Origin of the sequence: Limnohabitans lacus, assembly GCF_030053395.1 — a bacterium.
In the GTDB taxonomy this organism is placed as follows: Bacteria; Pseudomonadota; Gammaproteobacteria; order Burkholderiales; family Burkholderiaceae_C; genus Limnohabitans_A; species Limnohabitans_A lacus.
Genome location: NZ_JASGBH010000002.1, coordinates 271,739 through 296,558, shown reverse-complemented (window position 1 = coordinate 296,558; position 24,820 = coordinate 271,739). Strand labels below are relative to the sequence as shown.

Annotated in this window: 22 protein-coding genes and 1 pseudogene; 12 read left to right on the top strand and 11 right to left on the bottom strand. The window is 61.7% G+C overall.

Going from position 1 to position 24,820, the window contains the following annotated elements; translation table 11 throughout:
- Positions 1 to 8: 8 nt before the first annotated feature.
- A complete protein-coding gene (sucC, locus tag QLQ16_RS04000) occupies positions 9 to 1,169 on the bottom strand; it encodes an ADP-forming succinate--CoA ligase subunit beta (protein ID WP_283223393.1) in 1,161 nt (386 codons plus the stop codon).
- Between the two features lie 186 nt (positions 1,170 to 1,355).
- Between sucC and argC the strand changes: the two genes are divergently transcribed.
- Positions 1,356 to 2,279, top strand: coding sequence for an N-acetyl-gamma-glutamyl-phosphate reductase (gene argC / locus QLQ16_RS03995; protein WP_283223392.1), 924 nt, complete (start codon positions 1,356 to 1,358; stop codon positions 2,277 to 2,279).
- Between the two features lie 3 nt (positions 2,280 to 2,282).
- Here the strand turns inward: argC and recX are convergent, their stop codons facing one another.
- Entirely contained in the window at positions 2,283 to 2,771 is a 489-nt protein-coding gene (gene recX, locus QLQ16_RS03990; protein WP_283223391.1) for a recombination regulator RecX, read from the bottom strand.
- Between the two features lie 11 nt (positions 2,772 to 2,782).
- Positions 2,783 to 3,877 carry a recombinase RecA gene (gene recA, locus QLQ16_RS03985; RefSeq protein WP_283223390.1) on the bottom strand — a complete coding sequence of 365 codons (1,095 nt, stop codon included), beginning with the start codon at positions 3,875 to 3,877 and terminating at the stop codon, positions 2,783 to 2,785.
- Positions 3,878 to 4,019: 142 nt separating this feature from the next.
- Here recA and QLQ16_RS03980 point away from each other — a divergent pair, with 142 nt between their 5' ends.
- The 3 genes from QLQ16_RS03980 to QLQ16_RS03970 all read left to right on the top strand — a co-directional run bounded on the left by QLQ16_RS03980 (position 4,020) and on the right by QLQ16_RS03970 (position 6,783).
- Positions 4,020 to 4,523 carry a MarR family winged helix-turn-helix transcriptional regulator gene (locus QLQ16_RS03980; RefSeq protein ID WP_283223389.1) on the top strand — a complete coding sequence of 168 codons (504 nt, stop codon included), beginning with the start codon at positions 4,020 to 4,022 and terminating at the stop codon, positions 4,521 to 4,523.
- Positions 4,524 to 4,610: 87 nt separating this feature from the next.
- Positions 4,611 to 5,285 (top strand): response regulator, encoded by a 675-nt coding sequence (locus QLQ16_RS03975; protein ID WP_108323682.1) that lies wholly within the window; start codon positions 4,611 to 4,613, stop codon positions 5,283 to 5,285.
- 34 nt (positions 5,286 to 5,319) lie between these two features.
- Entirely contained in the window at positions 5,320 to 6,783 is a 1,464-nt protein-coding gene (locus QLQ16_RS03970) for a sensor histidine kinase (protein ID WP_283223388.1), read from the top strand.
- A gap of 51 nt (positions 6,784 to 6,834) precedes the next feature.
- Here the strand turns inward: QLQ16_RS03970 and QLQ16_RS03965 are convergent, their stop codons facing one another.
- From QLQ16_RS03965 to QLQ16_RS03950, 4 genes are read right to left on the bottom strand one after another with little or no spacing between them, the layout of a single operon-like run.
- Positions 6,835 to 7,494, bottom strand: coding sequence for a glutathione S-transferase family protein (locus QLQ16_RS03965; protein ID WP_283223387.1), 660 nt, complete (start codon positions 7,492 to 7,494; stop codon positions 6,835 to 6,837).
- Between the two features lie 19 nt (positions 7,495 to 7,513).
- Entirely contained in the window at positions 7,514 to 7,843 is a 330-nt protein-coding gene (locus QLQ16_RS03960) for a hypothetical protein (RefSeq protein ID WP_283223386.1), read from the bottom strand.
- Positions 7,840 to 8,607, bottom strand: a complete 768-nt coding sequence (locus tag QLQ16_RS03955; RefSeq protein WP_283223385.1) for a biotin--[acetyl-CoA-carboxylase] ligase — start codon at positions 8,605 to 8,607, stop codon at positions 7,840 to 7,842. Before QLQ16_RS03955 ends, QLQ16_RS03960 begins: the two co-directional genes overlap by 4 nt.
- A 7-nt stretch (positions 8,608 to 8,614) precedes the next feature.
- On the bottom strand, positions 8,615 to 9,295 hold the full coding sequence (locus QLQ16_RS03950) for an SET domain-containing protein (protein WP_283223384.1): 681 nt from the start codon (positions 9,293 to 9,295) through the stop codon (positions 8,615 to 8,617).
- 111 nt (positions 9,296 to 9,406) lie between these two features.
- Between QLQ16_RS03950 and QLQ16_RS03945 the strand changes: the two genes are divergently transcribed.
- From QLQ16_RS03945 to QLQ16_RS03935, 3 genes are all read left to right on the top strand, one after another.
- Positions 9,407 to 12,337: a DNA topoisomerase III gene (locus QLQ16_RS03945; RefSeq protein WP_283223383.1), complete on the top strand. Its 2,931-nt coding sequence runs from the start codon at positions 9,407 to 9,409 to the stop codon at positions 12,335 to 12,337.
- A gap of 171 nt (positions 12,338 to 12,508) precedes the next feature.
- The gene (locus tag QLQ16_RS03940) at positions 12,509 to 14,299 is read left to right on the top strand and encodes a ShlB/FhaC/HecB family hemolysin secretion/activation protein (protein WP_283223382.1); all 1,791 of its coding nucleotides are present in this window, start codon (positions 12,509 to 12,511) and stop codon (positions 14,297 to 14,299) included.
- A 21-nt stretch (positions 14,300 to 14,320) separates the two neighbouring features.
- Positions 14,321 to 15,874, top strand: a complete 1,554-nt coding sequence (locus QLQ16_RS03935; RefSeq protein WP_283223381.1) for a two-partner secretion domain-containing protein — start codon at positions 14,321 to 14,323, stop codon at positions 15,872 to 15,874.
- Here the strand turns inward: QLQ16_RS03935 and QLQ16_RS03930 are convergent.
- Both QLQ16_RS03930 and QLQ16_RS03925 read right to left on the bottom strand, forming a co-directional pair.
- Positions 15,772 to 15,987, bottom strand: a pseudogene (locus tag QLQ16_RS03930) (transposase); the annotation flags it as partial. The gene QLQ16_RS03935 and the pseudogene QLQ16_RS03930 sit on opposite strands and share 103 nt — an antisense overlap.
- Positions 15,988 to 16,637: 650 nt before the next feature.
- Positions 16,638 to 17,567 (bottom strand): SMP-30/gluconolactonase/LRE family protein, encoded by a 930-nt coding sequence (locus QLQ16_RS03925; protein WP_283223380.1) that lies wholly within the window; start codon positions 17,565 to 17,567, stop codon positions 16,638 to 16,640.
- Positions 17,568 to 17,736: 169 nt separating this feature from the next.
- Here QLQ16_RS03925 and QLQ16_RS03920 point away from each other — a divergent pair, with 169 nt between their 5' ends.
- A complete protein-coding gene (locus QLQ16_RS03920) occupies positions 17,737 to 18,210 on the top strand; it encodes a hypothetical protein (RefSeq protein WP_283223379.1) in 474 nt (157 codons plus the stop codon).
- A gap of 6 nt (positions 18,211 to 18,216) precedes the next feature.
- Here the strand turns inward: QLQ16_RS03920 and QLQ16_RS03915 are convergent, their stop codons facing one another.
- Complete coding sequence (locus QLQ16_RS03915; RefSeq protein ID WP_283223378.1) at positions 18,217 to 20,106, bottom strand: acyl-CoA synthetase; 1,890 nt, start codon at positions 20,104 to 20,106, stop codon at positions 18,217 to 18,219.
- Between the two features lie 157 nt (positions 20,107 to 20,263).
- Here QLQ16_RS03915 and QLQ16_RS03910 point away from each other — a divergent pair, with 157 nt between their 5' ends.
- The 3 genes from QLQ16_RS03910 to QLQ16_RS03900 are packed head-to-tail and all read left to right on the top strand — an operon-like array spanning position 20,264 to position 22,478.
- Positions 20,264 to 21,157, top strand: a complete 894-nt coding sequence (locus QLQ16_RS03910; protein WP_283223377.1) for an NAD(P)-dependent oxidoreductase — start codon at positions 20,264 to 20,266, stop codon at positions 21,155 to 21,157.
- Entirely contained in the window at positions 21,154 to 22,089 is a 936-nt protein-coding gene (locus tag QLQ16_RS03905) for a delta(1)-pyrroline-2-carboxylate reductase family protein (protein WP_283223376.1), read from the top strand. Before QLQ16_RS03910 ends, QLQ16_RS03905 begins: the two co-directional genes overlap by 4 nt.
- 44 nt (positions 22,090 to 22,133) lie before the next feature.
- Positions 22,134 to 22,478, top strand: a complete 345-nt coding sequence (locus tag QLQ16_RS03900) for a RidA family protein (protein ID WP_283223375.1) — start codon at positions 22,134 to 22,136, stop codon at positions 22,476 to 22,478.
- 51 nt (positions 22,479 to 22,529) lie between these two features.
- Here QLQ16_RS03900 and gap read toward each other — a convergent pair whose 3' ends face one another.
- Positions 22,530 to 23,528 (bottom strand): type I glyceraldehyde-3-phosphate dehydrogenase, encoded by a 999-nt coding sequence (gap, locus tag QLQ16_RS03895; RefSeq protein ID WP_283223374.1) that lies wholly within the window; start codon positions 23,526 to 23,528, stop codon positions 22,530 to 22,532.
- A 407-nt stretch (positions 23,529 to 23,935) separates the two neighbouring features.
- On the opposite strand from gap, the gene hutG reads away from it, so the two are divergent.
- The gene (gene hutG / locus QLQ16_RS03890) at positions 23,936 to 24,748 is read left to right on the top strand and encodes an N-formylglutamate deformylase (protein ID WP_283223373.1); all 813 of its coding nucleotides are present in this window, start codon (positions 23,936 to 23,938) and stop codon (positions 24,746 to 24,748) included.
- Positions 24,749 to 24,820 lie beyond the last annotated feature (72 nt).

The following is a 24,820-nucleotide window of genomic DNA, read 5'->3' as shown; positions in this document are numbered from 1 at the left end:
AAAGTCATTTATTTAACGGCTGCAACAATGGCTGTCGCGGCTTCGGCCATGGTGTCGGCAGAGATGATCGGCAGACCGGACTCGGCCAGCATCTTCTTGCCCAGCTCGTCGTTGGTGCCCTTCATGCGCACCACCAATGGCACGGACAGGTTCACGGCCTTGCAAGCGGTGATCACGCCGGTGGCGATGGTGTCGCACTTCATGATGCCGCCGAAGATGTTGACCAAAATGCCTTTGACATTCTTGTTGGCCAGCATGATCTTGAAGGCTTCCGTGACTTTCTCAGCCGTTGCGCCGCCGCCCACGTCCAAGAAGTTGGCGGGCTCGCCGCCGAACAACTTGATGGTGTCCATGGTGGCCATGGCCAAGCCAGCGCCGTTGACCAAGCAACCGATGTTGCCGTCCAAGCTGATGTAGGCCAGGTCGAACTTGGAAGCTTCCACTTCGGCAGGATCTTCCTCGTCCAGATCGCGGTAAGCCACGATTTCAGGGTGACGGAACAAAGCGTTGGAGTCGAAGTTGAACTTCGCGTCCAAGGCCATCACGTTGCCCTTGCTGTCACGGTTCAGTGGGTTGATTTCCACCAAGGAAGCGTCGGTTTCCATGTAGCACTGGTACAGCTTCTTGAAGATGTCCACGGCTTGTGCGGTGGAATCTGCGGGCATGCCGATGGCGTCAGAGATCTTCTTGGCTTGGGCATCGCCCAGACCGGTCAGGGGATCGATGAACTCGGTGATGATTTTCTCGGGGGTGGAGTGGGCCACTTCCTCGATGTCCATGCCGCCTTCGCTCGAAGCGATGAAAGCGATCTTTTGTGTGGCGCGGTCGGTGACCACAGACACGTAATATTCTTTGTTGATGTCAGCGCCGTCTTCGATGTACAGGCGACGGACTTTTTGACCTTCAGGACCGGTCTGGTGGGTCTTGAGCTGCATGCCCAAGATGTCGCCAGCCAAGCGCTTCACGTCGTCGATGGTTTTGGCAACCTTGACGCCGCCGCCTTTGCCACGGCCACCGGCGTGGATTTGGGCCTTGACCACCCACACTGGGCCGCCCAGTTTCTGAGCGGCTTCAACAGCCTCTTGAACGGTGAAAGCTGGAATGCCGCGGGGTACTGGCACGCCGAATTGACGCAAGATTTCCTTGCCTTGGTACTCGTGAATCTTCATGAGGGTCTTCTCTCAGATGGTGGATTTCGACCGGTCCGCCGACGTCCTTCGATCGGAAGGTGCACACCGGCAGGCTCTGGACACTGCAGCCTCGGACTGTATCATGCTGCAACGCACCAATACTGAGCCCCGCGTCTTACATCGACTTGACGCTGCGCGTTTGACTTGATCAGAAAGTATACACAAATGGCCAATATATTCATTGATGGCGAAGCCGGTACAACAGGTCTGCAAATCCGCGAACGCCTCGCGCTCATGCCCCAAGTTCAGGTGCTGAGCATCGACCCCGCCCGCCGCAAGGACCCAGAGGCCAAACGCGAATTGATGGCCGAAGCCGACCTGGTGGTGCTCTGCCTGCACGACGATGCCGCCATCGAGTCGGTCGCCATGATCGACAGTTTGCCTGGCCCAAAGCCCCGCATCGTGGACGCCTCCACTGCCCACCGCTGCAACCCTGACTGGGTTTACGGCTTCCCTGAATTGGCCGCAGGCCAGCGCGAAGCCGTGATCGCCGCCAGTCGCGTGGCCAACCCCGGTTGCTACGCCACCGGCGCCATTGCGCTGTTGCGCCCTCTGGTCGATGCGGGCCTGGTGCCAGCCCACTACCCGGTCTGCCTGCCGTCTGTCAGCGGTTATTCGGGCGGTGGCCGCACCATGATCGAAGACTACGAAGCGGGCAAAGCGCCTTTGTACGAGGCCTATGCGCTGGGCCTCCAGCACAAGCACATCCCTGAAATCATGCGATTCACGGGCCTGACTTGCCGGCCTTTGTTTGTGCCAGCGGTGGGCAATTTCCGCCAAGGCATGTTGGTGCAACTGCCCTTGCATCTGGACGCCCTGCCCGGCCAGCCCAAGGCGGCGGACTTGCACGAAGCCCTGCTCGCCCATTACGCCCCCAGCCAAGCGGCAGGCGGCTGGGTCAGCGTGGAGCCTGCGACCGACAACGGCAAGCTCGACGCCCTGGCCTTGAACGACACCAACAAGCTGGAGCTGCGCGTGTTCGCCAACGAAGCAGCCCGCCACGCGGTGTTGATCGCCCGTCTGGACAACTTGGGCAAAGGCGCCAGCGGCGCCGCCGTGCAAAACATCCAGCTGATGCTGGGGCTGTGAAGCCTACAAATCGTCGTCGCTGCCTTGGATGACCCGACGCACCACCTCGGCGCCGAAGCCGCGGGTGAGTAAAAAGCGCATTTGTTTGGCTTTTTGGGCGGCGTCTTCGGGGGGCTGTCCGAATTTCTTGCGCCAAACCTCCTGAGCTCGGCTCAGTTCGGTCTCGCGCAAGCCCGCCATGGCCTCGGCCACGGCTTCGCCAGACAGGCCTTTGGCTGCCAGCTCTTGCTTGATGCGGCCCGCGCCCAGCTTGCTTGCTCGCCGGTGCACCACCGACTCGATGGCCCGGCCATCGTTGATGAAGTCACGGGCTTGCAATTCGTCGAGTGCCTTGGCCAGCTCGCCAGGCACTTCTTCATGGGGTGCCAGTTTGCGCTCCAGCTCGGCCCGTGAATGCTCCCGCTGGCTCAAAAGCCGCAGCGCGCGGCCTTTGAGCGAGGGCTGCAATTGCAAGCCCTTGCGTGCGGGCGATGCGCTGGATTCATCGCGCATGCTGGCGGACCTCAAGCCGCGATGTCGCCGGCGTCTTTGGCGCCTTTGGCCGCTTTGGTGGCCTTGGCCGGTGCGGCGGTGGTTTCACCAGCGCCGCCTGACAGCAAAGGAATGCCCAGCGAATCGCGCACCTTGTTTTCGATCTCGAAAGCCAGGTCGGGGTTTTCGCGCAGGAATTCGCGTGCATTGTCACGGCCCTGGCCGATTTTTTCGCCCTGGTAGGCGTACCAAGCACCGGATTTCTCGATGATCTTGGCTTCCACGCCCATGTCGATCACCTCGCCTTCGCGGCTGATGCCCTCGCCAAACAGGATGTCGAACTCGGCCGTCTTGAAGGGCGGTGCGACTTTGTTCTTGACCACTTTGACCTTGGTCTCGTTGCCGATCGCGTCGTCACCTTTTTTGATGGTGCCGGTGCGGCGGATGTCCAAGCGGACCGAGGCGTAGAACTTGAGCGCATTGCCGCCGGTGGTGGTTTCGGGGCTGCCGAACATGACGCCAATCTTCATGCGGATCTGGTTGATGAAGATGACGGTGCAGTTGGTTTTCTTGATGGTGGCGGTCAGCTTGCGCAGGGCCTGGCTCATCAGACGCGCTTGCAGGCCGGGCAGGCTGTCGCCCATGTCGCCTTCGATTTCGGCCTTGGGTGTCAAGGCGGCCACCGAGTCGATGACCACCAGGTCCACCGCGCCGGAGCGCACCAGGCTGTCCACGATTTCGAGGGCTTGCTCGCCGGTGTCGGGCTGGCTGATCAGCAAGTCTTGCAGGTTCACACCCAGGTTTTGGGCGTATTGCACGTCCAGCGCATGCTCGGCGTCCACAAAGGCGCAGGTGCCGCCCAAGCGTTGCATTTCGGAGATGACTTGCAAAGTCAAAGTGGTCTTGCCCGAGGATTCTGGGCCGTAGATTTCGATCACGCGGCCGCGGGGCAGACCGCCCACGCCCAAGGCGATGTCCAGACCGAGCGAGCCGGTGGAGACGACTTGGATGTCCTCGATCACTTCGCCTTCGCCCAGGCGCATGATGGTGCCTTTGCCAAACTGCTTTTCGATCTGGGCCAGTGCGGCTTGCAGGGCTTTGGCTTTTTCGGTGTTCACTTCGCTCATGGAAATCTCCTTGAATATCAACGGGTTGGGGCATCCGCTCCCTTGAAAGCGTGTGCTTTACTGGATGCGTGAACAGTACTGTAAACGAACTGTACAAACGGGTAAACGGTATTTTTGGTCAGTTTGCCTTATCATTTGGGGCATGCGCAATCTGCCACCCATCCCCCCTGCGGAGCCCCCCAAAGCCATGGAGGACCGATGGCGTCAAACCCATTTGGGGCGCTTGTTGGGCCACGCCATGCGGCGATTCGATGAACGCGTGCTGCACCTGATGGCGCACAACGAGGGCGTGCCTTTGGCCCTGGCCAATCTGGCCTCGCGTGACCAAATCACGGCGGCGCATGTGCACATCACACGCCACCTCGCGCTGGAAGGATCACGCTTGACCGACCTGGCGCAGGCCGCCGGCATGAGCAAGCAAGCCATGGGCGACTTGGTGGACCAATGCACCGCTTGGGGTCTGGTGCAAAGGCAAGCCGACTTGAAGGACGCCCGTGCCAAGCGTGTGGTGTTCACGGCCGATGGTTTGGCTTGGCTGCAGGCCTTCAAGGACGCCGTGGCGCAGACCGAAGCCGAATTCAAGGAAGCGGTCGGTCACGATGTGGCCACGGTGGTCGCTCTCGGATTGGAAGCCTACGCGCATTGAATGGCCGAACAAGCTGAGCGCTGCCACTAAAATCAAGCCAGCGTTCGATATACCCCCTTAGCCGGGACGCCCCTACAGGAGACAGCCATGCGAATTCTCATTGCCGAAGACGATCAGGTGCTTGCCGACGGTTTGTTGCGCACCTTGCGCAATGCGGGCGCGGCGGTGGACCACGTGGCCAGTGGCAGCGAGGCCGATGCGGCCTTGATGACCAACAACGAATTCGATTTGCTGATCCTGGACTTGGGCCTGCCCCGCATGCATGGCCTGGAGGTGCTCAAGCGCTTGCGCTCGCGCGGTTCCGTCTTGCCGGTGCTGATCCTCACGGCCGCAGACAGCGTGGAAGAACGCGTCAAAGGCCTGGACTACGGCGCCGACGACTACATGGCCAAGCCCTTCAGCCTGCAAGAATTGGAAGCCCGTGTGCGCGCCCTGACCCGCCGTGGCATGGGCGGCGCCACCTCGCAAATCAAACACGGTCCGCTGATCTATGACCAGTCCGGTCGCGTGGCCACCATCGACGGCAAGATGGTCGAGCTGTCGGCACGCGAGCTGGGTTTGCTCGAAGTGTTGTTGCAACGCGCGGGCCGCCTGGTGAGCAAAGACCAATTGGTCGAGCGCCTGTGCGAGTGGGGCGAAGAGGTCAGCAACAACGCGATCGAGGTGTACATCCACCGCCTGCGCAAGAAAATCGAAAAAGGCCCGATCCGCATCGCCACCGTGCGAGGCCTGGGCTACTGCCTCGAAAAAATCCCGGGTTGACCGACGCCGGGATGCCCTCACCTGGGTCTGAGCCATGAAATCCAAAGGTTGGGGCGTCAAGTTATTCAAACGCGAGCAGCGCTCGCTGTTCGGTGAAATCCTCGACTGGATGCTCACCCCTCTGCTGCTCTTGTGGCCCATCAGTCTGGCCCTGACTTGGCTGGTGGCGCAAGGGCTGGCCAACAAGCCCTTTGACCGCGCCATGGTCTACAACGTGCAGGCGCTGGCGCAGCAAGTCAGGCTGGGGCCCGACAAAAAAGTGGAATTCAGCCTGCCGCAACCGGCCAGCGAACTCTTGCGTGCCGATGAGACCGACTTGGTTTATTACCAAGTGCGTGGCGCCAACAACGAGCACCTGAGCGGTGACCGCGATGTGCCCCTGCCTTCGGACGAAGAAGAAAAAGGCAGCAGCTACGAAGTGCACATCCGCGACGACGAAATGCGCGGCATGGAAGTGCGCGTGGCCTACACCTGGATACGCTTGGACGCCGATGGCAAACGGCCTGCACTGGTGCAGGTGGCCGAAACGCGTGAAAAACGCTCCGTGCTGGCTGCCGAGATCATCAAGGGGGTGATGCTGCCCCAGTTCGCTTTGCTGCCCTTGGCGGTGCTGTTGGTGTGGCTGGCGCTGGTGCGCGGCATCAAGCCCTTGTCGGAGCTGGAAGAGCGCATCCGCGCCCGCAAGCCCGACGACCTGAGCCCTTTGGACGACAAAGCGGTGCCCATGGAAGTGGCGCCCCTGGTGCTCTCGGTCAACGACTTGCTGGAGCGCCTGAAAGACTCCATCGTCACGCAAAAACGCTTTTTGGCCGACGCGGCGCACCAGCTCAAAACACCACTGGCCGGTTTGCGCATGCAGGCCGATTTGGCGCAGCGCTCCGGCTCGAGCGAAGAAGACCTCAAAAAGTCATTGCAGCAAATTGGCCGCGCCAGCGTGCAAGCCACGCACACGGTCAACCAGTTGCTGTCACTGGCCCGCGCTGAAGGCGGCGGTGCCAGCGTGCCCCAGCAAGCCTGTGACATGGCCCGCATGGTCAGCGATGTGCTGCAAGACTGCTTGCCCCGTGCCATGGACAAGGGGCTGGACCTGGGCTACGAAGGCGTTGACCCGGACACCCCTGGCGTCAAGGTGATGGGCAATCCGATTTTGCTCAAGGAGATGGTGCGCAACTTGGTGGAAAACGCCATGAACTACACACCCTCCAGCGACGAACGTCCCGGGGTGATCACTGTGCGCGTTTTGGTGGACCCCTACAGCAAGGCCTTGGTGTTGCAAGTGGAAGACAACGGCCCCGGCATCCCACTGCCTGAACGCGAGTTGGTGTTCCAGCCCTTTTACCGGGCTTTGGGCACCAACGTGGACGGCTCGGGCCTGGGCCTGCCCATCGTCAAAGAGATCGCCCAGCAGCATGGCGCCACGATCAGCATTGACGCCACCTTCGAGCACCAAACGCCACCGGGTGCATGTTTCACCCTGCGGTTCGGACCGCCGGCTTGAGGTCCAGCACCCCATCGCTGGCCAGGCACAGGCAGGGGTGCTGCGAATCGATCAGGCCGGTTGGCCCATGTTCAGTTGCAGACGCTCGCGCTCGATCACGCGGGCCACGGCGGGCACAGCGGCGACTTTTTGCACAAAGGCCCACAGGTCGGGGTGCTCTTCGGGGGTGATGCCGGCGATCGTGCCCCAGCGGGTGAAGGTCAGGGCGTAAGCGTCCAGCACGCCAAACTGCTCACCCGTCAACCAAGCCTGGCCTTTGGCCGCCGCCGCTTGCACCAGCGCCTGCAGCTCGCCCAGTTGTTGGCGGAACACTTGGATGTTGTAGGGCTTGAGCGCCGCCTGCACTTCGGGCAGATCCGAAAACTTTTGCGGCATGAAGATGTGCGTGAAGGTCGGATGCACCGTGTTGTTCATCCAAGCCAAGGTGGAGATGGCCTGCGCACGGGCGATCGGCTCGGTGGGCAAAAAGCCCGCCTGCGGAAAGATCTGGTCCAGGTGCAGCGCAATTGCCACGATCTGCGTGATCACTTGGCCGTTGTTGACCAGCACCGGCACTTGGCCGCGCGGGTTGATGGTCTTGTACTCCTCGCTGTTTTGCTCGCCCTTGTGCAGCTTGACCATGCTGGGTTCGAACGCGGCACCGCTCATCTCGAGCAGCACATGGGGCACAAAAGAACAAGCGCCAGGGGCGAAATACAGTTTCAGGCTCATTGAGCAATCTCCGGAAGTTTTAATTGGAAGCGGGTTTGGCGGGTGCTTCGGACGCAGGTTTGGCAAGTGCCGCACGGGTTTCAGGCGTTGCTGCTTTGCTGGCCGTTGGTGCAGGCACTGAGCCAGTCACTGAGGCGGGCTCGACAGCTGAGGTGGCCACAGCAGTCGCAGAAGCCTCTTGCCCCGGAATGGTCACTTTCAAGGCCTCAGGCTGGATCTGTTGCTGCAAGCGTTCGGGTTCGCGCTGCACATTGGGGCCCCAGCCCCAGCGCGCAAAGGCATCCCATTGCCAAGCCAGGGCCACCACGTTGAGCAACAGCAAAACGCCAATCCACCCGCGCATCTTCATGGTTTGTCCTCGGCAAAGGGTCTGACACTGACTTCGGAGCTGTGGATGTCCAGCACGCCCGAATCGGTCTGCAATCGTAGCGCGCCACTGGCACTGACACCCAAAGACATGCCCTGTGCGCCATCGCTGGTGTGCACGCGGCGGCCTTTGAGCACATCGCGAGCTTCAAAGCGTTGTTGCAAAGGCGCAAAGCCTGTTTGCTCAAAAGCCAAGATGGTTTGAATCAAAGGCGCTGCCACCAAGGCCAGGGCCGCTGGGGCGCTGATGTCGTGCAGCCACTCGGTCAAAGCCGCAGGTGGTGTGTTCATGCCTTCGGCAGGGCGCGGGCGGATGTTGAGTCCCACACCGATCACCACCTGGCTGCGCCCACCCATGCTGGCCGCTTCCACCAAAATGCCACCCAGCTTGCGCTCTTGCACCCACAAATCGTTGGGCCACTTCAGGCCCACTTGCGGGTGCAGGCTTTCGGCCAAGCTCAGGCCCACGGCCAGCGACAGGCCCGACCAGTCTTTGGGCGCGATCGGCAGACTCAGTGAAAAAGTCAGCGAATCACCCGGCTGGCTTTGCCAAACGCGCCCCATGCGGCCACGGCCTGCGGTCTGGCGCTCGGCCACCAGCAGCGTGGGCTCGGTCTGGCCCGCACGGGCGCGGCGCATGAGTTCGGTGTTGGTCGAGTCCACCTCGGGCAGGATCTCGACGGTGAAATCGGGCAGCCAAGGGTAGACCTGCTCCCAGATGGCTTCAGCGGGCCAGGCCGTGGGCATGCCGTGCTCAGCCCTTCTTGGGGCTCTTCTTGCCGGATTTTTTGGCCTTGTCGGCCGACTTTTTCTTGTCTTTGCCGTCGGCTTTAGCGTCAGCCTTGGGCTTTTTCTGGGCTTCGGCTTTCACCTTGGGCTTGGCGTCTGCTTTGCCCTTGGCCTTGGATTTGCCCTTGGCTTTTTTCTGGCTCGGGATCTTGGGCGTGTCTTCGCGGTCTTTGGGCGAGAGCAGCGTGCCACGGCAGTTCTTGGCGCCGCACCAGCAGGGGTACTCGGCCAAGAGCTTCTTGGTGTAAGGCTCGTCGATGATCAGGCCGTAGTCGTAGTTCAGCTCTTCACCGGCCTTGATGTTGCGCAGCGCCTTGATGAAGACGCGCTCGTTGTCTTCGTCGGCTTCGCAGTTGGGGTCGCAGCTGTGGTTGATCCAGCGCGAGGAGTTGCCGCCGTGCAGCGCGTCGATCACCTTGTCCTCGTTCACATGGAAGTAGAAGGTGTGGTTCGGGTCTTTGGGGTCGTGCGGGTGGCGGTCTTGCGCCTCGTCCCAGCTGATGATCTCGCCCACGTATTCGATCAGGGTCTCGCCCTCGGCGAGGTCTTGCAGGGCGAACACGCCCTTGCCATGAACGCCGGAGCGGCGGACCTGGATGCGTCGCTTGGATGACGAGGCGGAAGGTGAAACAGGGGTTTTGGCCACGGCGTTCAAAAATTTGTTATGGTGAATTCATGTGGGCGTGCGCGTGAGCGCGCCCAGGCGTGCATGTGTGCGAGCGCGCGTGCGCACGCGAGACAACGGGATTGTATAGACATGAAAACTTTGGTGATTGCAGAGAAGCCTTCGGTGGCTCAAGACATCGTGCGGGCCCTGACCCCTGTGGCGGGCAAGTTCGAAAAGCACGATGACCATTTCGAGAGCGACACCTATGTGGTGACGAGCGCGGTGGGCCACCTGGTGGAGATCCAGGCCCCCGAGCAATACGACGTGAAACGCGGCAAGTGGAGCTTTGCCAACTTGCCCGTCATTCCGCCGCACTTTGACTTGAAGCCCGTGGACAAGACCAAGAGCCGCCTGAGTGCCGTGGTCAAGCAGGCCAAGCGCAAAGACGTGAGCGCCCTCATCAACGCCTGTGACGCGGGCCGCGAAGGGGAGTTGATCTTCCGCCTGATCGAGCAGTACGCTGGTGGCGCCAAACCGCTGAACAAACCCGTCAAGCGCTTGTGGCTGCAGTCCATGACGCCCCAAGCGATTCGCGATGGCTTTGACAGCCTGCGCAGCGAACAGCAAATGCAGGGCCTGGCCGACGCCGCCCGCAGCCGCTCTGAGGCCGACTGGTTGGTGGGCATCAACGGCACCCGCGCCATGACCGCGTTCAACTCGCGCGATGGGGGCTTCTTCTTGACCACTGTGGGCCGGGTGCAAACGCCCACGCTGGCCGTGGTGGTCGAGCGCGAAGAACAAATCCGCAAGTTCATCAGCCGCGACTACTGGGAAATCCACGCCGAGTTTGCTGCCGCCGCAGGCACCTACCCCGGCAAGTGGTTCGACCCGAAGTGGAAAAAAGAAGAAGACGCCGAAAAGAAAGCCGACCGGAAGTGGACCGCTGTCGAGGCGCAAGCCATCGTCAACGCCGTGCGCGGCCAAAAAGCCAGCGTGACCGAAGAGGCCACACCCACCACGCAAGCGAGCCCCGGCCTGTTTGACCTGACCAGTTTGCAACGCGAAGCCAACGGCAAGTTCGGCTTCTCGGCCAAGACCACGCTGGCGCTGGCGCAAAGCCTGTACGAACGCCACAAGGCCCTGACCTACCCGCGTACCGACTCGCGCCACCTGCCCGAAGACTATGTGCCTGTGGCCAAGCAAACCTTTGAAATGCTGGCCGACAGCGGCATGCGCCACCTGGCCCCCCACGCCCTGACGGCGCTGAACAACAACTACGTGCGCAAGATCCCGCGCGTGTTCGACAACAAAAAGGTCTCGGACCACTTCGCCATCATCCCCACGCTGCAAGCGCCCAGCGGCTTGTCCGAGGCCGAGCAAAAGCTGTACGACTTGGTGGTGCGCCGCTTCATGGCGGTGTTCTTCCCCAGCGCCGAGTACCAAGTCACCACCCGCATCAGCGTGGCCGCAGGCCACAGCTTCAAGACCGTGGGCAAGGTCTTGGTCAAACCCGGTTGGCTCGCCATCTATGGCAAGGAAGCCGCCAATGAAGTCGAAGACGCCAAAGATGGCGACAAGGGCCAGAACCTGGTCCCGGTGCAGCCTGGCGAACAGGTCGGCGTTGAGTCGGTCGAGGCCAAGGGCCTGAAGACCCGCCCACCGGCACGTTACTCAGAAGCCACGCTGCTGGGCGCCATGGAAGGCGCGGGCAAGATGGTGGACGACGACGAACTGCGCGAAGCCATGCAGGAAAAAGGCCTGGGCACGCCAGCCACCCGCGCGGCCATCATCGAAGGCTTGCTGAACGAAAAGTACATGCTGCGTGAAGGCCGTGAACTGATCCCGACCGCCAAGGCCTTCCAACTCATGACGCTGTTGCGCGGCTTGCAGGTCGAAGAACTCTCCAAGCCCGAGCTCACGGGCGAGTGGGAATACAAGCTCGCGCAAATGGAGCAAGGCAAACTGAGCCGTGCCACCTTCATGGCCGAGATCGCGGCCATGACCGAGCACATCGTCAAGAAAGCCAAAGAGTACGACCGCGACACCGTGCCCGGTGACTACGCCACTGTGACCACGCCTTGCCCCAACTGCGGCGGCGTGGTCAAAGAAAACTACCGCCGTTACACCTGCACGGGCACCGACGGTGCAAGCGAAGGCTGCGGTTTTTCGTTTGGCAAATCGCCCGCAGGCCGCACCTTTGAGCCGGCCGAAGTCGAGCAGTTCATGCGCGACAAAAAGATCGGCCCGCTGGACGGCTTCCGCTCCAAAGCCGGCTGGCCTTTTGTGGCCGAGATGGCGCTCAAGTACAACGAAGAAGAAAAGAACTGGAAGCTCGAGTTCGACTTCGGCGACGACAAGAAAAACGAAGACACCGGCGAGATCGTCGAGTTCACCGACGCATCGTTGGGCGCCTGCCCCAAGTGCGGCAGCGCTGTGCACGAGCACGGCAGCAACTATGTCTGCAGCAAAGCCGTGCCGACGAATGAGCAACCCACGCCCAGCTGCGACTTCAAAAGCGGTCAGATCATCTTGCAGCAACCCATCGAGCGCGAGCAGTTCAGCAAATTGCTGAGCACAGGCAAGACCGACTTGCTCGACAAGTTCGTCAGCAACCGCACGCGCCGCAGCTTCAAGGCCATGCTGGCTTGGAACCCCGAAGAGGGCAAAGTCAGCTTCGAGTTCGAGCAGCGCGAAGGTGGCAAGAAATACCCGCCCCGCAAGACCGCCGCCAAAAAGACCCCGTTTGGCAAAGTGGCCGTGAAGAAGGCCGCCACCAAAACCACTGCGGCCAAAACCCCCGCTGCGAAAAAAGCCGCCAAGACCGCCGCCCCCAAAGCGCCGCGCAAAGCCGCTGTGGGCACCTTGAAGCCCAGCGCCTCATTGGCCGCCGTGATCGGTGACGGCACCTACGCCCGCACCGAAGTGGTCAAGAAAATTTGGGACTACATCAAAGCCAACGGCCTGCAAGACCCAGCCGACAAACGCTCCATCAAAGCCGATGGCAAGCTGCAAGCCGTGTTCGGCAAAGACCAAGCCACCATGTTCGAGTTGGCGGGGATCATTGGCAAGCACTTGAGCTGATCATTTTTGTTTGCGAGCGGTCAGCACCCACCGGGTGCTGACCGCTTTTTTGCTTTTGCGTCTGATTTTTGCAATTAAAGGTATTTGTTTAATTTATTTTTGAATACTTTAAAACTATAAACTTAACCCCTTGAATTGGTGACTATTTGGTCTGCCTGTTGGAGAGGTTACATGCAAAAAGTTCTACGTTGGCCGCAAACTGCTCGTCAATCCCGTTCGCAAGCAGGCACATCTGCATGGATCAAAACGCTGGTGGGCACGGGGGCCTTGCTGTGGCTGGTGCCGATGGCCAGTCAAGCGCAATCGGTGCCCGCAGTCCCCAATGCCAACATCTTCATCGAGCAAGAACGCCGCGATGCCGAACGCGCAGCCCAGCAAAGAGCGCAACAAGAACGCAGCACCGATGTGAAGCTGCCTTCGGCTCCCACAGCCGCCGTGGGCTTGCTGCCAACCGATGAAACCCCTTGCTTCAAGATCCAAGTGGTTACGCTCGATGCGGGCTTGGACCTTGAGCCCAAGGACCTGCTCGATGCCATCGGCAAGACCTCATCTGGCGTGATGGACTCACCCCTTGGTCGTTGTATCGGCGCCAAAGGTGTGCAGATCGTGATTGACCGACTGCAAAACGAACTCATCACCCGTGGCTACGTCACCAGCCGCATTCTGGCCAAGCCCCAAAACCTGCAAAACGGCACATTGGCGCTGGAGTTGATGTTTGGCAAGATCAACCGCGTGCAATGGGCCCCGCCCGCATCAGGCCAAATGCACCGCGCCACGGAGTGGAACATCCTGCCCATGCAGCAAGGCGATCTGCTCAATCTGCGAGACATCGAGCAAGCGCTTGAAAACTACAAGCGAGTCCCCACCGTCGAGGCCGACATCCAAATCGTGCCCGCCAACGAGCCCGGCTACAGCGATTTGCGCATCCAGCACAGCCAGGCTTTTCCGTTCCGTTTGAGCATGTCAGCCGATGACAGCGGTACACGCAGTACCGGCAAATACCAAGGCAGCACCACCGTGAGTTACGACAACTGGTGGACACTCAGCGACCTTTTTTATGTCACGCTCAACCAGGATCTGGGCGGCAAAGACCCCGGCGCACGCGGCAACAAAGGCCACACCGTTCATTACTCGGTGCCTTGGGGCTACAACCTCCTGTCATTCAACACCACCAGCAGCCAATACCACCAGACCGTTGCGGGTGTGAACCAAGACTACGTGTATGCAGGCTCCAGCGAAACCACCGACGTCAAACTCAGCCGCATCATCGATCGCAATGCCGTCGGTAAGACGACCCTGAGCTTCAAAGGCTTTCAACGCAAGTCCAGAAATTATGTGGACGACACCGAAGTCGAAGTTCAGCGCCGATCCGTCAGCGGCTGGGAAATGCAGCTGGCCCATAAACACGCCATAGGCCCAGCTGCCGTCGAAGGCAGCCTCTCTTACAAGCGGGGTACAGGCGCATATGGCTCATTACCCGCCCCTGAAGAGCAATTTGGAGAAGGCACCTCCCGCATGCAAATCGTGCTGGCCGATGCCCACGTGCAATGGCCCTTCAAGCTGGCTGATCAGCCTGTCACCTACAGCGGTCAATTTCGCGGTCAATACAACGGCACACCGCTGACCCCCCAAGACCGCTTTGTCATCGGCGGTCGGTACACGGTGCGCGGCTTTGATGGTCTCAATGTCCTGAGCGCTGAACGTGGCTGGCTCATTCGCAACGAATGGAACACCCCTGTTTCTTCAGGGCACAAGGTTTATGCCGCACTGGACCACGGCCACGTGGACGGAGCCAGTGCAGATTTGCTCGTGGGGCAAAGCCTGACGGGCTCTGCCGTGGGCCTGCGCGGACAAATCGGGCCCTTCCAGTACGACGTCTTTGTGGGCAAGCCCTTGAGCAAACCCCAGCACTTCAACACCTCCAAAACCACCGCCGGCTTCAGCTTGTACGCCAACTTTTGACCCCGCGCCTGAGAGATTGACATGAACAAAACCCAATACCGCATCATCTTCAACGCAGCCCGATGCTGCATGATGGCCGTGGCAGAAACCGCTCAGGCCCAAGGCAAATCTGCCAGTGGACAAACACGGGGTGAGCGCCGTGCACCGCGGCCCTCACTCAACCCCCGCATCGCGCCCGTGCAGTTGGCATGCTGGCTTGTGGCTGGCGTTATGGGCTGGAGCCTGCCGCTGATGCACAGCTCACAAGCGCAAACAACCGCTGTATCAGTGGCTACCCGCATCGTGGCCGACCCCAATGCCCCTAAAACCCAACAAGCGACCATCTTGCGCAGCGGCAACGGCGTCATCCAGGTCAACATCCAGACACCCAGTGCAGCAGGTGTGAGCCGCAACACCTACACCCAATTCGATGTGGGCAATGGCGCTGGTGGTGGTGCCATCCTCAACAACAGCCGCACCAATGTGCAAAGCCAGCAAGGCGGCTGGGTGCAAGCCAACCCCTGGCTGGCCACCGGCACGGCCAAAGTCATCTTGAACGAAGTCAACTCCAGCAACCCCAGCCAACTCAAAGGCTTCGTTGAAGTGGCCGGTCAACGCGCCGAAGTCATCGTGGCCAACCCGGCAGGCATCTCGGTGGACGGTGCAGGCTTCATCAACGCCAGCCGCGTCACACTGACCACGGGCACCCCCATCATGAGTGGCGGCAGCTTGGACAGCTACCGCGTACAGGGCGGCACCGTGCGCATTGACGGACAAGGCCTGGACACACGCGACGCAGACTACACCGCCATCCTCACACGTGCCCTGCAAGTCAACGCCGGCGTCTGGGCCAATGAACTGCACGTGGTCACCGGCGCCAACAGCATCCAAGCAGCCAGCGTGACCCCTGGCAGCACCCCGCAGACCAGCGCCACTGCAGCCACAACGGCAGCGCCCGCCGTGGCACTGGACGTGGCACAACTGGGCGGCATGTACGCGGGCAAGATCCACCTCATTGGCACAGAAGCGGGTCTGGGCGTGCGCAATGCCGGACAAATCCAGGCGGGCAGCGGCCCCCTGACCCTCAGCCACGAAGGCTGGCTGAGCAACAGCGGAAACATCCAGGCCACGCAAGACCTGAGCGTCGCCACACAAGGGCGCATTGACAACAGCGGCAGCATTTATGCGGCAGGCCAGCTCAATGTCAGCACACCGGCGGCCATCGTCCAAACAGGCACGGGCGCCATCATGGCCGCGCAAAGCCACGCCACCTTCAGCGCCGCCACACTCAGCACCGCCAAGGGCAGCGCCATCGGCTCCGGCATCCAGCCCAACGGCCAACTGGCCAACAGCGGGGACCTCACCTTCAACATCAGCAATGGCCTGCAACTGCAAGGCCAGACCTTGGCCGGCGGACTGTTCAAACTCAGCGCCTCCAGCGTCGACTTGGCGTCAGCCCAAATCACAGCAGGACAGCTCGACATCCGGGCCACATCGGGCAGCAGTTTCTTGAGCTTGTTGTTCTCCGCTTCCAGGTCGCGCAGCTTGGCCGCATCGGAGGCCTCCATGCCGCCAAAGCGCGAGCGCCATTTGTAAAAGGTCGGCTGGCTAAAGCCGCCAGAGCGGCAAATGTCCTTGATGGCCATACCCGCTTCAGCTTGCTTGAGGAATCCGATGATCTGCTCGTCGGTAAATCGTGTGGTCTTCATATCCGCCATTCTCCAAAATTAGCGGACTCAGTTCCATCGGTTTGGTATGGCTCAGAGGGGGCAGGTCACATGTTCAAAAACCCACAGAAACATGCCATGCGTCTGGTGAGATTGGATATGGATCAATGCTGGTCAGAGGGGACGTCCGACTTTCGTACGGACTGGACTGCCAGACGCATCCAAGCGATTGAGTGCATGCAAGCAAAAGGCTACCAACTGGTGCTTGAGCAGCCGAATTTTTCTTGCAGGAATGTTGACTACAAAAATTCGAGTATTTGCTGGCGAAGATGAGCAGGCAGCGTTCAGACCGGTGTCATGCCCGAGTGTCCGGAACACTTTTTTTGCTGAATTCCAACCCCTGTTTTTTTAAAGATCAGCCTGTCGGGGCTGGTTTTTGATGGGGTTGTTGCACTTGTTGGTGCTGAGCTGTGCCTGCTCTTTGTGCAAAACCTGACACGCACGCAGGCATTGTCCCTGACCGATGCGGACAGTGCTGTTGGCGTTGGTTTTAAGTCTTGCTTGGGGCGGCGGTAAAAAGCTGGTTTTGGCTGATGATGCACAGGGCGCAGAGCCCTCATAAACGCCACCAGCCCATAGAAGGCAATGCAAAGCAAGTCAGCAAATTCAAGCGGCTGCAAATTTATGCAGCATTACGCGTTGTAGTTCAACCCCAACCCCGCCACCGGCCAGTCATCCACTGCGATCAGTTTTCCTGTCGCAGACAGGGTGATGTAGGCGGTGCGGTGGCCGGGGCCGCCGAAGCAGATGTTGGTGGTGAAGGGGTCGGGCAGGGGCACGTGTTGCACTTGCTGGCCGTTGGGGCTGACGATGGAGATGCCGCCGTGCACCAAGGTGGCCACGCAGAGGTTGCCCTCGGCATCGACGGCCATGGAGTCAAAGCGTTGGTAGTGTCCGCCCGGTGATGCCGTCACCATGAGCGCGCCCTGGGGCGATGGCCAAGGGTCTTTGCGCACTTGGCCTGGGGCGGTGATGTCAAAGGCCCACACGCGGGCGCCTTCGGTCTCGGCGTAATAAAGCGTTTGACCGTCGGGCGAGAGGGCAATGCCGTTGGGCGTCATCACCGGCTTGGCCACGGCGTGCACGCTTGAGCCGTTGGGCTGGGCATAGAACAGGCCGCCTCGGTCCATCTCGTGGTGGCGCACTTTGCCCAGGTCGGTGAAATAAAAACCGCCATGCGCGTCAAACACCAGGTCGTTGGGGCCGCGCAGGCCGATGCCGTCCACTTGTTCGTACAGGCGCTCAAATTTGCCGGTGTTCAGGTTCACGCGCTCGATGCGCCCGCCCGAGTAATCGTGCGCTTGCCCGATGGGCCGCAGGTAGTTGCCCGGGTCGCGTGTCCATTCAAAGCCGCCGTTGTTGCAGATGTAGACCGCGCCGTCAGGCCCGATGGCCGCGCCGTTGGGGCCCGCGCCCAAGTCGGCCACCACCTGCACACGCCCGTCGGCCGTCACGCGGGTGAGTGTGCCGCGTGCAATCTCGACCAACAGCACCGAGCCATCGTCCATGGCCACGGGCCCCTCGGGAAATTGCAGTCCTGTCGCCAGTTCTCTGATTTTCATGCCGGTCCTTGAGCGTTGATCTTCCCAATGTATGCCGCGCCAAGCCCTCAGCAAGCGGGGATTCCCTAGGCTGACTACACCTTGTGGTCAGCAGCAACACACCCTTGGGCAGATGGTGGGCACTGCCCTGTGCGGGCACAGTGGCTTTTTCATTGCACAAGGAGTGATCATGAAACGTTTCGTTGGGGGCTGCTTGCTGGCTTTGTCTTTGAATGGCGCTTTGGCTGCTACAGAAACCGGTGTCGGCTCGGGCTTGGGCGCAGGCACCACCAAGTTCATCGAGCGCCAGGAGCAAAACATCCATGCCATGGCTCAGGCGCGAACGCAAGAAAAGTCGGTGGGTGCCACGCGCAGCCTGATCAAGACGCAGACCAAGCTGATCAAGCAAACGCGCGAGCAAATGTCGGCCCAAGACGCGATGCTCTTGCGCACCCGTGAGCAGATCAAGGACCACGACAAGGACGCAGCCATTGTGAAAGAGCAGCTGCAAGCGCAAGAAAAAGCACAGATGCAAACGCTGGATCAGCTCAAGGACCAAGACAAGGCGCTGGGCAAAACGCTGGAGCTCTTGCAGGCCCAAGAAAAAGCGTTAATCCAGCTGCACGACACGCTCAAGGCGCAACGCGCTGTCAAGCCTTCTTGAGGGCGATCAGTCGCCGATGATCACCTGTACCTTGACGGGCAGCGCCGCGATCAGGGCTTGCAGTTCGTGTTGCAAGTCGGCAGGGCCATTGCGCTCTAGGTTCACGCTCACGGGCAGGTCGCCTTGCGCGGTCACGCGGGGGCGCATGGCCTTGCCCCCGTACACCTGATCGACCAAGGCCTGCACCACGGCACCCGTGGCCAAGGTGCGCAGTTCAGGCTTGTAGATCTTGCCCACATTGGTCACCGGCATGCGTTCCAAAATGGTGATGCGTTTGGGCTTGGCGGGCGCTTCGTCCACGCGCTCGGCGGTGAAGGCCAGCAGCGCTTGCTCGCTCACCTGGGCGCCGGGCTTGAGCGAGGCAAAGGCCACGGGCAGCTCGCCGGCATAGGCATCGGGCGCACCCACAGCGGCGCACAGCTCCACGGCGGGGTGTGCGCCCAGTGCGTCTTCGATCACCTTGGGGTCGATGTTGTGGCCGCCCCGAATGATCAGGTCTTTGGCGCGGCCGGTCAGGTGCAAGCGGCCATGTTCGTCCACAAAGCCCACGTCGCCCGTGATCAGCCAGCCATCGGGCGTGAAGCTGCGGGCGGTCTCGGCCGCGTCCAGATAGCCCGAGAACAAATTGGGCCCTTGGTACAGCACCATGCCTTTGTCGCCTGCGGGCAGGGTTTGGTCGGTGGCTTGGCCATCGCTGTTCAGGCCCACGATGCGCACACGGGCGTGCGGCAGCGGCCAGCCCACGCAGCCGGCCGGCGCACTCAGGCCCGGTGGGGCCACGGTGCTCAGCCCTGCGGTTTCGGTCATGCCCAGGCTTTCGTTGATCTGCAGGCCAAAGGCTTGTTCAAAGCGCAAGGCCAGCTCGGGTGGCAAGGGCGCGGCCCCCGTGCGCACCGCGCGCAGGCGTGAAATGTCGGCCCCGGCCAGCGGCACCGCTGCCAGCGCGGCCAGCACCGTGGGCACGCCCGACATGAGCGTGCAGCCGTGGTGCGCCACCAGCCGCCAGTAGTTGGCGATCACCTCGCGGTTGCGAAACAGGCTGGGCGTGGGGATCAGGATGTGCATGCCCACCGCCAGCGAGCACAAGGCCCCCGGCAACACCCCGGCCACATGGAACAGCGGGTAGCCGTTGAGGGTCACGTCGCTGGCCTGAAAGCCTTGCATCTGCGCATTGGCCCAGGCGGTGAAGACCTGCGCCCCATGGCTGTGACGGGCCAGCTTGGGCGCGCCGGTGGTGCCACCGGTGTGAAAGTAGGCCGCGATGTCGGTGGCCTGAAACACCCGCCCGCTGAGCAGCCGGTCGCTCACTTGCAAGGCACGTGCGGCATGGAAGTCCTGCACGCCTGTGGGCAGTGCATCGCCTTGCGGCAGCGGGCCACCTTCGGGGTTGACCAGCAAAATGGTTTTCAGGGCGGGGCATTGGCTTTGCAGGCGCAGCGCTTTGGCGCGCATTTGGCTGTCGTCGTCCACGCCATGGGCGATCAGCACCTGCGCACCACTGGCCCGCAGCAAGGACACGAGCTTGTCCTCGCTCAGCAGCGGGTTCAGCGGCTGCACAATGCCCGCCGCCTCGCCACCCCACAGCGCCAGGTGGTAGGCCAGCCCGCCGGGCAGCATGACGGCCACCACATCGGTGGGCTGCACGCCCAGCGAATGCAACAGGTTGGCCGTTTGGTGAATGCCTTGCAGCAGCTGGCCATAGGTCCAGGTGGTGGATGGGCCGCCAACCTCTCCGGTGGCCAAGAAGGTGAGCGCGGGCCGGTCGGCGTGCACTTTTGCGCTGGCGCGGATCAGGTCGTAGGTGCTGGGCCAAGGCATGGCCTCGGCCAAGGGGGTGGCGGCCACGCGTTGCAGCTCAGCCAAGGATTGAACGGGGGAAGAGACGGTCAGGTGCATGCGTGATGGTAGCCACCGCCTGCGAGGCGCTTTGTCACGCAGGCGGCAAAGGTGACAAAGGCTTGTGGGGCCGTGCAGGGCGTGTGCACAGGTGACAGGGGACGCTGGCGCATGCTTTCAGAATGGGCATGCTTTTCCACTGCACACAAGAGGCCATATGCAACACATCGGATTTGTCGGCGCTTCGGGATTGATGGGCCATGGCATGGCCAAAAACATCCGGGCCAAGGGTTTTGATTTGTCGATTTCGGTTCACCAACGCACCGCGCCGGTTCAAGACCTGTTGGCAGCCGGGGCCCAGCAAGTGGGCAGTTACGCCGACCTGGCCGCTTGCGACGTGGTGCTGGTGTGCGTGACCGGCTCACCCCAGGTCGAGGCCGTGGTGGCCGGGCCCGGCGGCATTTTGTCAAAAGCGCGTGCAGGCCTGGTCATCATCGACACCTCCACCAGCGAGCCCGATTCCACCCGCCGCCTGGCCGCCCTGTGCGCCGAAAAAGGCGTGGTGTATGTCGATGCGCCGCTGACCCGCACGCCCATCGAAGCCGAAGCCGGCAAGCTCAACTCCATGGTGGGCGCATCGCCCGAGGTGTTTGCGCAAATCGAGCCGGTCATTCGCGCGTACAGCGAAAACGTGTTCCATGTGGGCGAGATGGGCTCGGGCCACGTCATCAAGCTGCTCAACAACTTTGTGGCGCAAGCCATTTGCACCGCCACGGCCGAGGCCTTTGCCGTGGGCGCCAAGGCCGGCGTCAAGCTTGAAAAACTTGTGGAGGTCATCTCGGCGGGCGGCGTCAATTCCGGCCTCTTCCAGTTGATGGCCAAGACCTTGCAAGGCGACTACGCGGCCATGAAGTTCGAGCTGAACAACGCGACCAAGGACTTGCGTTACTACGCCCACTTGAGCGAGAGCATGAAAGTGCCCTCCATCATTGGTGGCAGCGTGCACCAGGCTTTGAGTACGGCGGTGGCCTTGGGCTACGGCAGCGAGATGGTGCCATCGCTGGTCAAGGCGCAGGCCCAGCTCAACCAGGTCAAGATCGGTCAGTCTTGAGCGACGCCATCCTGAGCCCTGCGCAAACGGCCAGGGCCTTGCCATTCTCTGCTTTGGCCCAAGAGATCGCCGCCTTGCTGCAAGACCCCACGGTGGCCGTGCCGCCGCGCATCGTGCAGCCGCTGGACGGCGGCGGCAGTTTGTTTGTCATGCCTGCGGCCGATGCCCGCGTGGCCATCACCAAGCTGATCAGTTTCATCCCCGGCAACGCCCAGCGTGGCCTGCCCACCATCCAGGGAGACATCGTGGTGTTTGACGTGCAGACCGGCCAGCGCGTGGCCTTGCTGGACGGCCCCACGGTCACGGCGCGTCGCACGGCGGCGGTGTCTTTGCTGGCTGCGCAACACCTGGCCACGCGCCGCGATGGCCCGATGCTCATCGTGGGGGCGGGCGTGCAAGGGCGTGCGCACCTGGAGGCCTTTCGTGAAGGCTTGGGGGTGCAAGAGGTGTGGGTGTCTTCGCGCAGCAGCGCCAGTGCCGATGCCCTGGTGGCGCATGCGCAGGCGCTGGGCATGCGGGCGCGGCGGGTGGATGACCCGAACGCCGCATTGGCCGACTGCCCGCTGGTGGTCAGCACCACACCCGCGCAACAGGTGGTCTTAACCGCCCTGCCCCGCAGCGATGCCTTTGTGGCGGCCGTGGGGGCCTTTACGCCCCGCATGGTGGAGTGGTCGGCCGATGTTTGCCGTCATTTGGCGCAGACGGGGACCTTGGTGGTGGACACCCGCGATGCGGATCATGAAGCCGGTGATTTGCTGCAAGCGGACATCGACGTGAGCGCCCTGCCCACTTTGGCCGATGTGGTGCGGCAGACGCAGGCTTGGCAAGACGCGAGCCGACCTGAAGGGGGCCCGGTGTTTTTCAAAAGCTGTGGCTGGGGCGGCTGGGACCTGGCGGCCGCCCGCTGCCTGAGGCACACCCAGCAGGGCTGAGCCGCTAACATGGCGGCTTTTTGAACACTCGCCAAGGAAACACCATGGTTCAACGCATCGAAGTCGGCGCACGCATGTCAGAAGCAGCCATTCACAACGGCACCGTTTATTTGGCCGGCCAGATTGCCGAAGTGCCCGGCCAAGACATGGCCGGCCAAACCCGTCAGGTGCTGGCGGCCATCGACGCCCTGCTGGCCAAAGCCGGAACGGACAAATCAAAGATTCTGATGGCGCAGATTTTCATCACCGACCTGGCCGACTTTGCCGCCATGAACCGCGAGTGGGACGCCTGGGTCGTGCCCGGCCACACCCCACCCCGCGCCACGGTGCAAGCCGCATTGGCCAACCCCGATTGGAAAATCGAGATCGTGGTGACGGCGGCCGTTTGACCCCCAAAAAAAGGGCCATCAATGGCCCTTTTGTTTGTCGGCTTGGACCGATCAGCGCCCCACCACCCGCGCCATCTCCAGGCACTTGTTGGAGTAGCCCCACTCGTTGTCGTACCAGGCCACCACCTTGATGAAGGTGCTGTCCAAGGCGATTCCGGCGTCGGCGTCGAACACGCTGGTGCAGACCTCGCCACGGAAGTCGGTCGAGACGACTTTGTCGGTGGTGTAGCCCAGCACGCCTTTCAAAGCGCCTTCGCTTTGCGCTTTCATCTCGGCGCAGATCTCGGCATAGGTGGCAGGGGTGTCCAGCTCGGCCGTCAGGTCCACCACCGACACATCCGACGTGGGCACGCGAAATGCCATGCCGGTCAGCTTGCCCTGGATGGCCGGAATCACCACGCCTACAGCCTTGGCTGCGCCGGTGCTGCTGGGGATGATGTTTTCCAAAATGCCACGGCCGCCGCGCCAGTCTTTGTTGCTCGGGCCGTCCACGGTTTTTTGCGTGGCGGTGGCGGCGTGCACCGTGGTCATCAGGCCGCGCTTGATGCCCCATTTGTCGTTGAGCACTTTGGTGATGGGGGCCAGCGCGTTGGTGGTGCAGCTGGCGTTGCTGATGATGGCCTGGCCTGCGTAGGTGTCGTGGTTCACGCCGTACACAAACATGGGTGTGTCGTCTTTGGAGGGGGCCGAGATCACCACCTTTTTGGCGCCCGCAGCCAGGTGCTTGCCCGCGCTGTCTTTGTCGAGAAACAAACCGGTGGCTTCGATCACCACATCGGCGCCGACTTCGTTCCACTTCAGGTTGGCTGGGTCGCGCTCTTGCGTCAGGCGGATCTTTTTGCCGTTGACCACCAAGGTGTTGCCCTCGACCGCCACGGTGCCCTTGAAGCGGCCATGCACGCTGTCGTATTGCAGCATGTACGCCAGGTATTCGGGCTCGAGCAGGTCGTTGATGCCGACGATCTCGACGTCGTTGAAGTTTTGCACCGCTGCGCGCAGCACCATGCGGCCGATGCGGCCAAATCCGTTGATGCCAATCTTGGTGGTCATGGGAGGTCTCACTTTCCTTGTGGGGTTACAGCGGGGGGCATGCCTGCCAGCAGCAGAGCCAACCGCAATGTAACCATCTTATTTGAAAAGCTGAAACTTTGTTACATCGAGCGGCTTTGTGGGGGTTTGTTCTGGTTTTGTAACTGGCTGCCAAGCCGCCAGCCCGGACGGGGTTTGGCGGCTTTTTTGCGTGGGGTTGCCAAGGCCGTCACCTTCAGCGCAGTTGGTCTGTGAGGTCCTGATAAAGTGAAAACCTCTCGGGCGTGACCCCCCTGTGAACGCCCCCGCTGAAGTGCATTCAGACCGATCCTCTGCCCGTGTGTCTCCCGCAACATGGCTGGCCCTGCGCCGCATGGCTCACTCGGGTGGGACTGACTGCGCGGTTTGACCATCGAGCCCATGCCCTCATGACTTTTCAGACGACAGAGCCCCCTTTTCGCTTTCGCCAAGGCACACGCCCGTTGTTGATTTCGATGCCGCATGTGGGCACGCATGTGCCGTCTGCGCTGGCCGCACGCCTGACCGACGAAGCCCAGCGCGTGCCCGACACCGACTGGCATCTGGAGCGCCTGTACGACTTTGCCGACGCGCTGGGGGCCTCGGTGCTGGTGGCCACGCATTCGCGTTTTGTGATCGACCTGAACCGCCCGCCAGACGGCGCGAGCCTGTACCCCGGGCAGAGCGTCACCGGCTTGTGCCCAGTGGACCTGTTTGACGACCAGCCGCTGTACCGCGACCCGGCCGATGTACCGGGCGAAGCTGAAATTGCCGAGCGCCGCGCTGCCATTTGGCAGCCGTACCACACGCAGTTGGCGCAAGAGCTGGCGCGCATCCAGGCCCAGCACGGCGTGGCCGCATTGTGGGACGCGCACTCAATCCGTTCGGTGCTGCCGCGCTTTTTTGAAGGCCAACTGCCCGACCTGAACTTGGGCACCGCCAACGGGGCCAGCTGCAGCCCCGCGCTGGCCGAACAGCTGCTGGCCATTGGCAAGCAAGCCACCGGTTACACCGCTGTTTTGAACGGCCGCTTCAAGGGCGGGCACATCACCCGCCAATACGGCAACCCGGCGCAAGGCATCCATGCGGTGCAGCTGGAAATGACCCAGCGCAGCTACATGCAAGAAAGCTGGCCGTTTGACTACCTGCCCGAGGTGGCAGCGGGCGTACAGCCGCATGTGCGGCGCATGCTGGAGGCGGTGTTGGCGTTTGTGGAGAGCTGAGGCCCAAGGCATGTCCTGGCCAGCTGCACAGGCTTGGCTGAGCCGGTGCTTTCGTGTTGGTCAGACTGCTGG

Excerpts from the sequence above, each read along its gene's own strand:
- sucC (WP_283223393.1), bottom strand. The coding sequence starts at position 1,169 with ATGAAGATTCACGAGTACCAAGGCAAGGAAATCTTGCGTCAATTCGGC.
- argC (WP_283223392.1), top strand. The coding sequence starts at position 1,356 with ATGGCCAATATATTCATTGATGGCGAAGCCGGTACAACAGGTCTGCAA.
- recX (WP_283223391.1), bottom strand. The coding sequence starts at position 2,771 with ATGCGCGATGAATCCAGCGCATCGCCCGCACGCAAGGGCTTGCAATTG.
- recA (WP_283223390.1), bottom strand. The coding sequence starts at position 3,877 with ATGAGCGAAGTGAACACCGAAAAAGCCAAAGCCCTGCAAGCCGCACTG.
- QLQ16_RS03980 (WP_283223389.1), top strand. The coding sequence starts at position 4,020 with ATGCGCAATCTGCCACCCATCCCCCCTGCGGAGCCCCCCAAAGCCATG.
- QLQ16_RS03975 (WP_108323682.1), top strand. The coding sequence starts at position 4,611 with ATGCGAATTCTCATTGCCGAAGACGATCAGGTGCTTGCCGACGGTTTG.
- QLQ16_RS03970 (WP_283223388.1), top strand. The coding sequence starts at position 5,320 with ATGAAATCCAAAGGTTGGGGCGTCAAGTTATTCAAACGCGAGCAGCGC.
- QLQ16_RS03965 (WP_283223387.1), bottom strand. The coding sequence starts at position 7,494 with ATGAGCCTGAAACTGTATTTCGCCCCTGGCGCTTGTTCTTTTGTGCCC.
- QLQ16_RS03960 (WP_283223386.1), bottom strand. The coding sequence starts at position 7,843 with ATGAAGATGCGCGGGTGGATTGGCGTTTTGCTGTTGCTCAACGTGGTG.
- QLQ16_RS03955 (WP_283223385.1), bottom strand. The coding sequence starts at position 8,607 with ATGCCCACGGCCTGGCCCGCTGAAGCCATCTGGGAGCAGGTCTACCCT.
- QLQ16_RS03945 (WP_283223383.1), top strand. The coding sequence starts at position 9,407 with ATGAAAACTTTGGTGATTGCAGAGAAGCCTTCGGTGGCTCAAGACATC.
- QLQ16_RS03940 (WP_283223382.1), top strand. The coding sequence starts at position 12,509 with ATGCAAAAAGTTCTACGTTGGCCGCAAACTGCTCGTCAATCCCGTTCG.
- QLQ16_RS03935 (WP_283223381.1), top strand. The coding sequence starts at position 14,321 with ATGAACAAAACCCAATACCGCATCATCTTCAACGCAGCCCGATGCTGC.
- QLQ16_RS03925 (WP_283223380.1), bottom strand. The coding sequence starts at position 17,567 with ATGAAAATCAGAGAACTGGCGACAGGACTGCAATTTCCCGAGGGGCCC.
- QLQ16_RS03920 (WP_283223379.1), top strand. The coding sequence starts at position 17,737 with ATGAAACGTTTCGTTGGGGGCTGCTTGCTGGCTTTGTCTTTGAATGGC.
- QLQ16_RS03915 (WP_283223378.1), bottom strand. The coding sequence starts at position 20,106 with ATGCACCTGACCGTCTCTTCCCCCGTTCAATCCTTGGCTGAGCTGCAA.
- QLQ16_RS03910 (WP_283223377.1), top strand. The coding sequence starts at position 20,264 with ATGCAACACATCGGATTTGTCGGCGCTTCGGGATTGATGGGCCATGGC.
- QLQ16_RS03900 (WP_283223375.1), top strand. The coding sequence starts at position 22,134 with ATGGTTCAACGCATCGAAGTCGGCGCACGCATGTCAGAAGCAGCCATT.
- gap (WP_283223374.1), bottom strand. The coding sequence starts at position 23,528 with ATGACCACCAAGATTGGCATCAACGGATTTGGCCGCATCGGCCGCATG.
- hutG (WP_283223373.1), top strand. The coding sequence starts at position 23,936 with ATGACTTTTCAGACGACAGAGCCCCCTTTTCGCTTTCGCCAAGGCACA.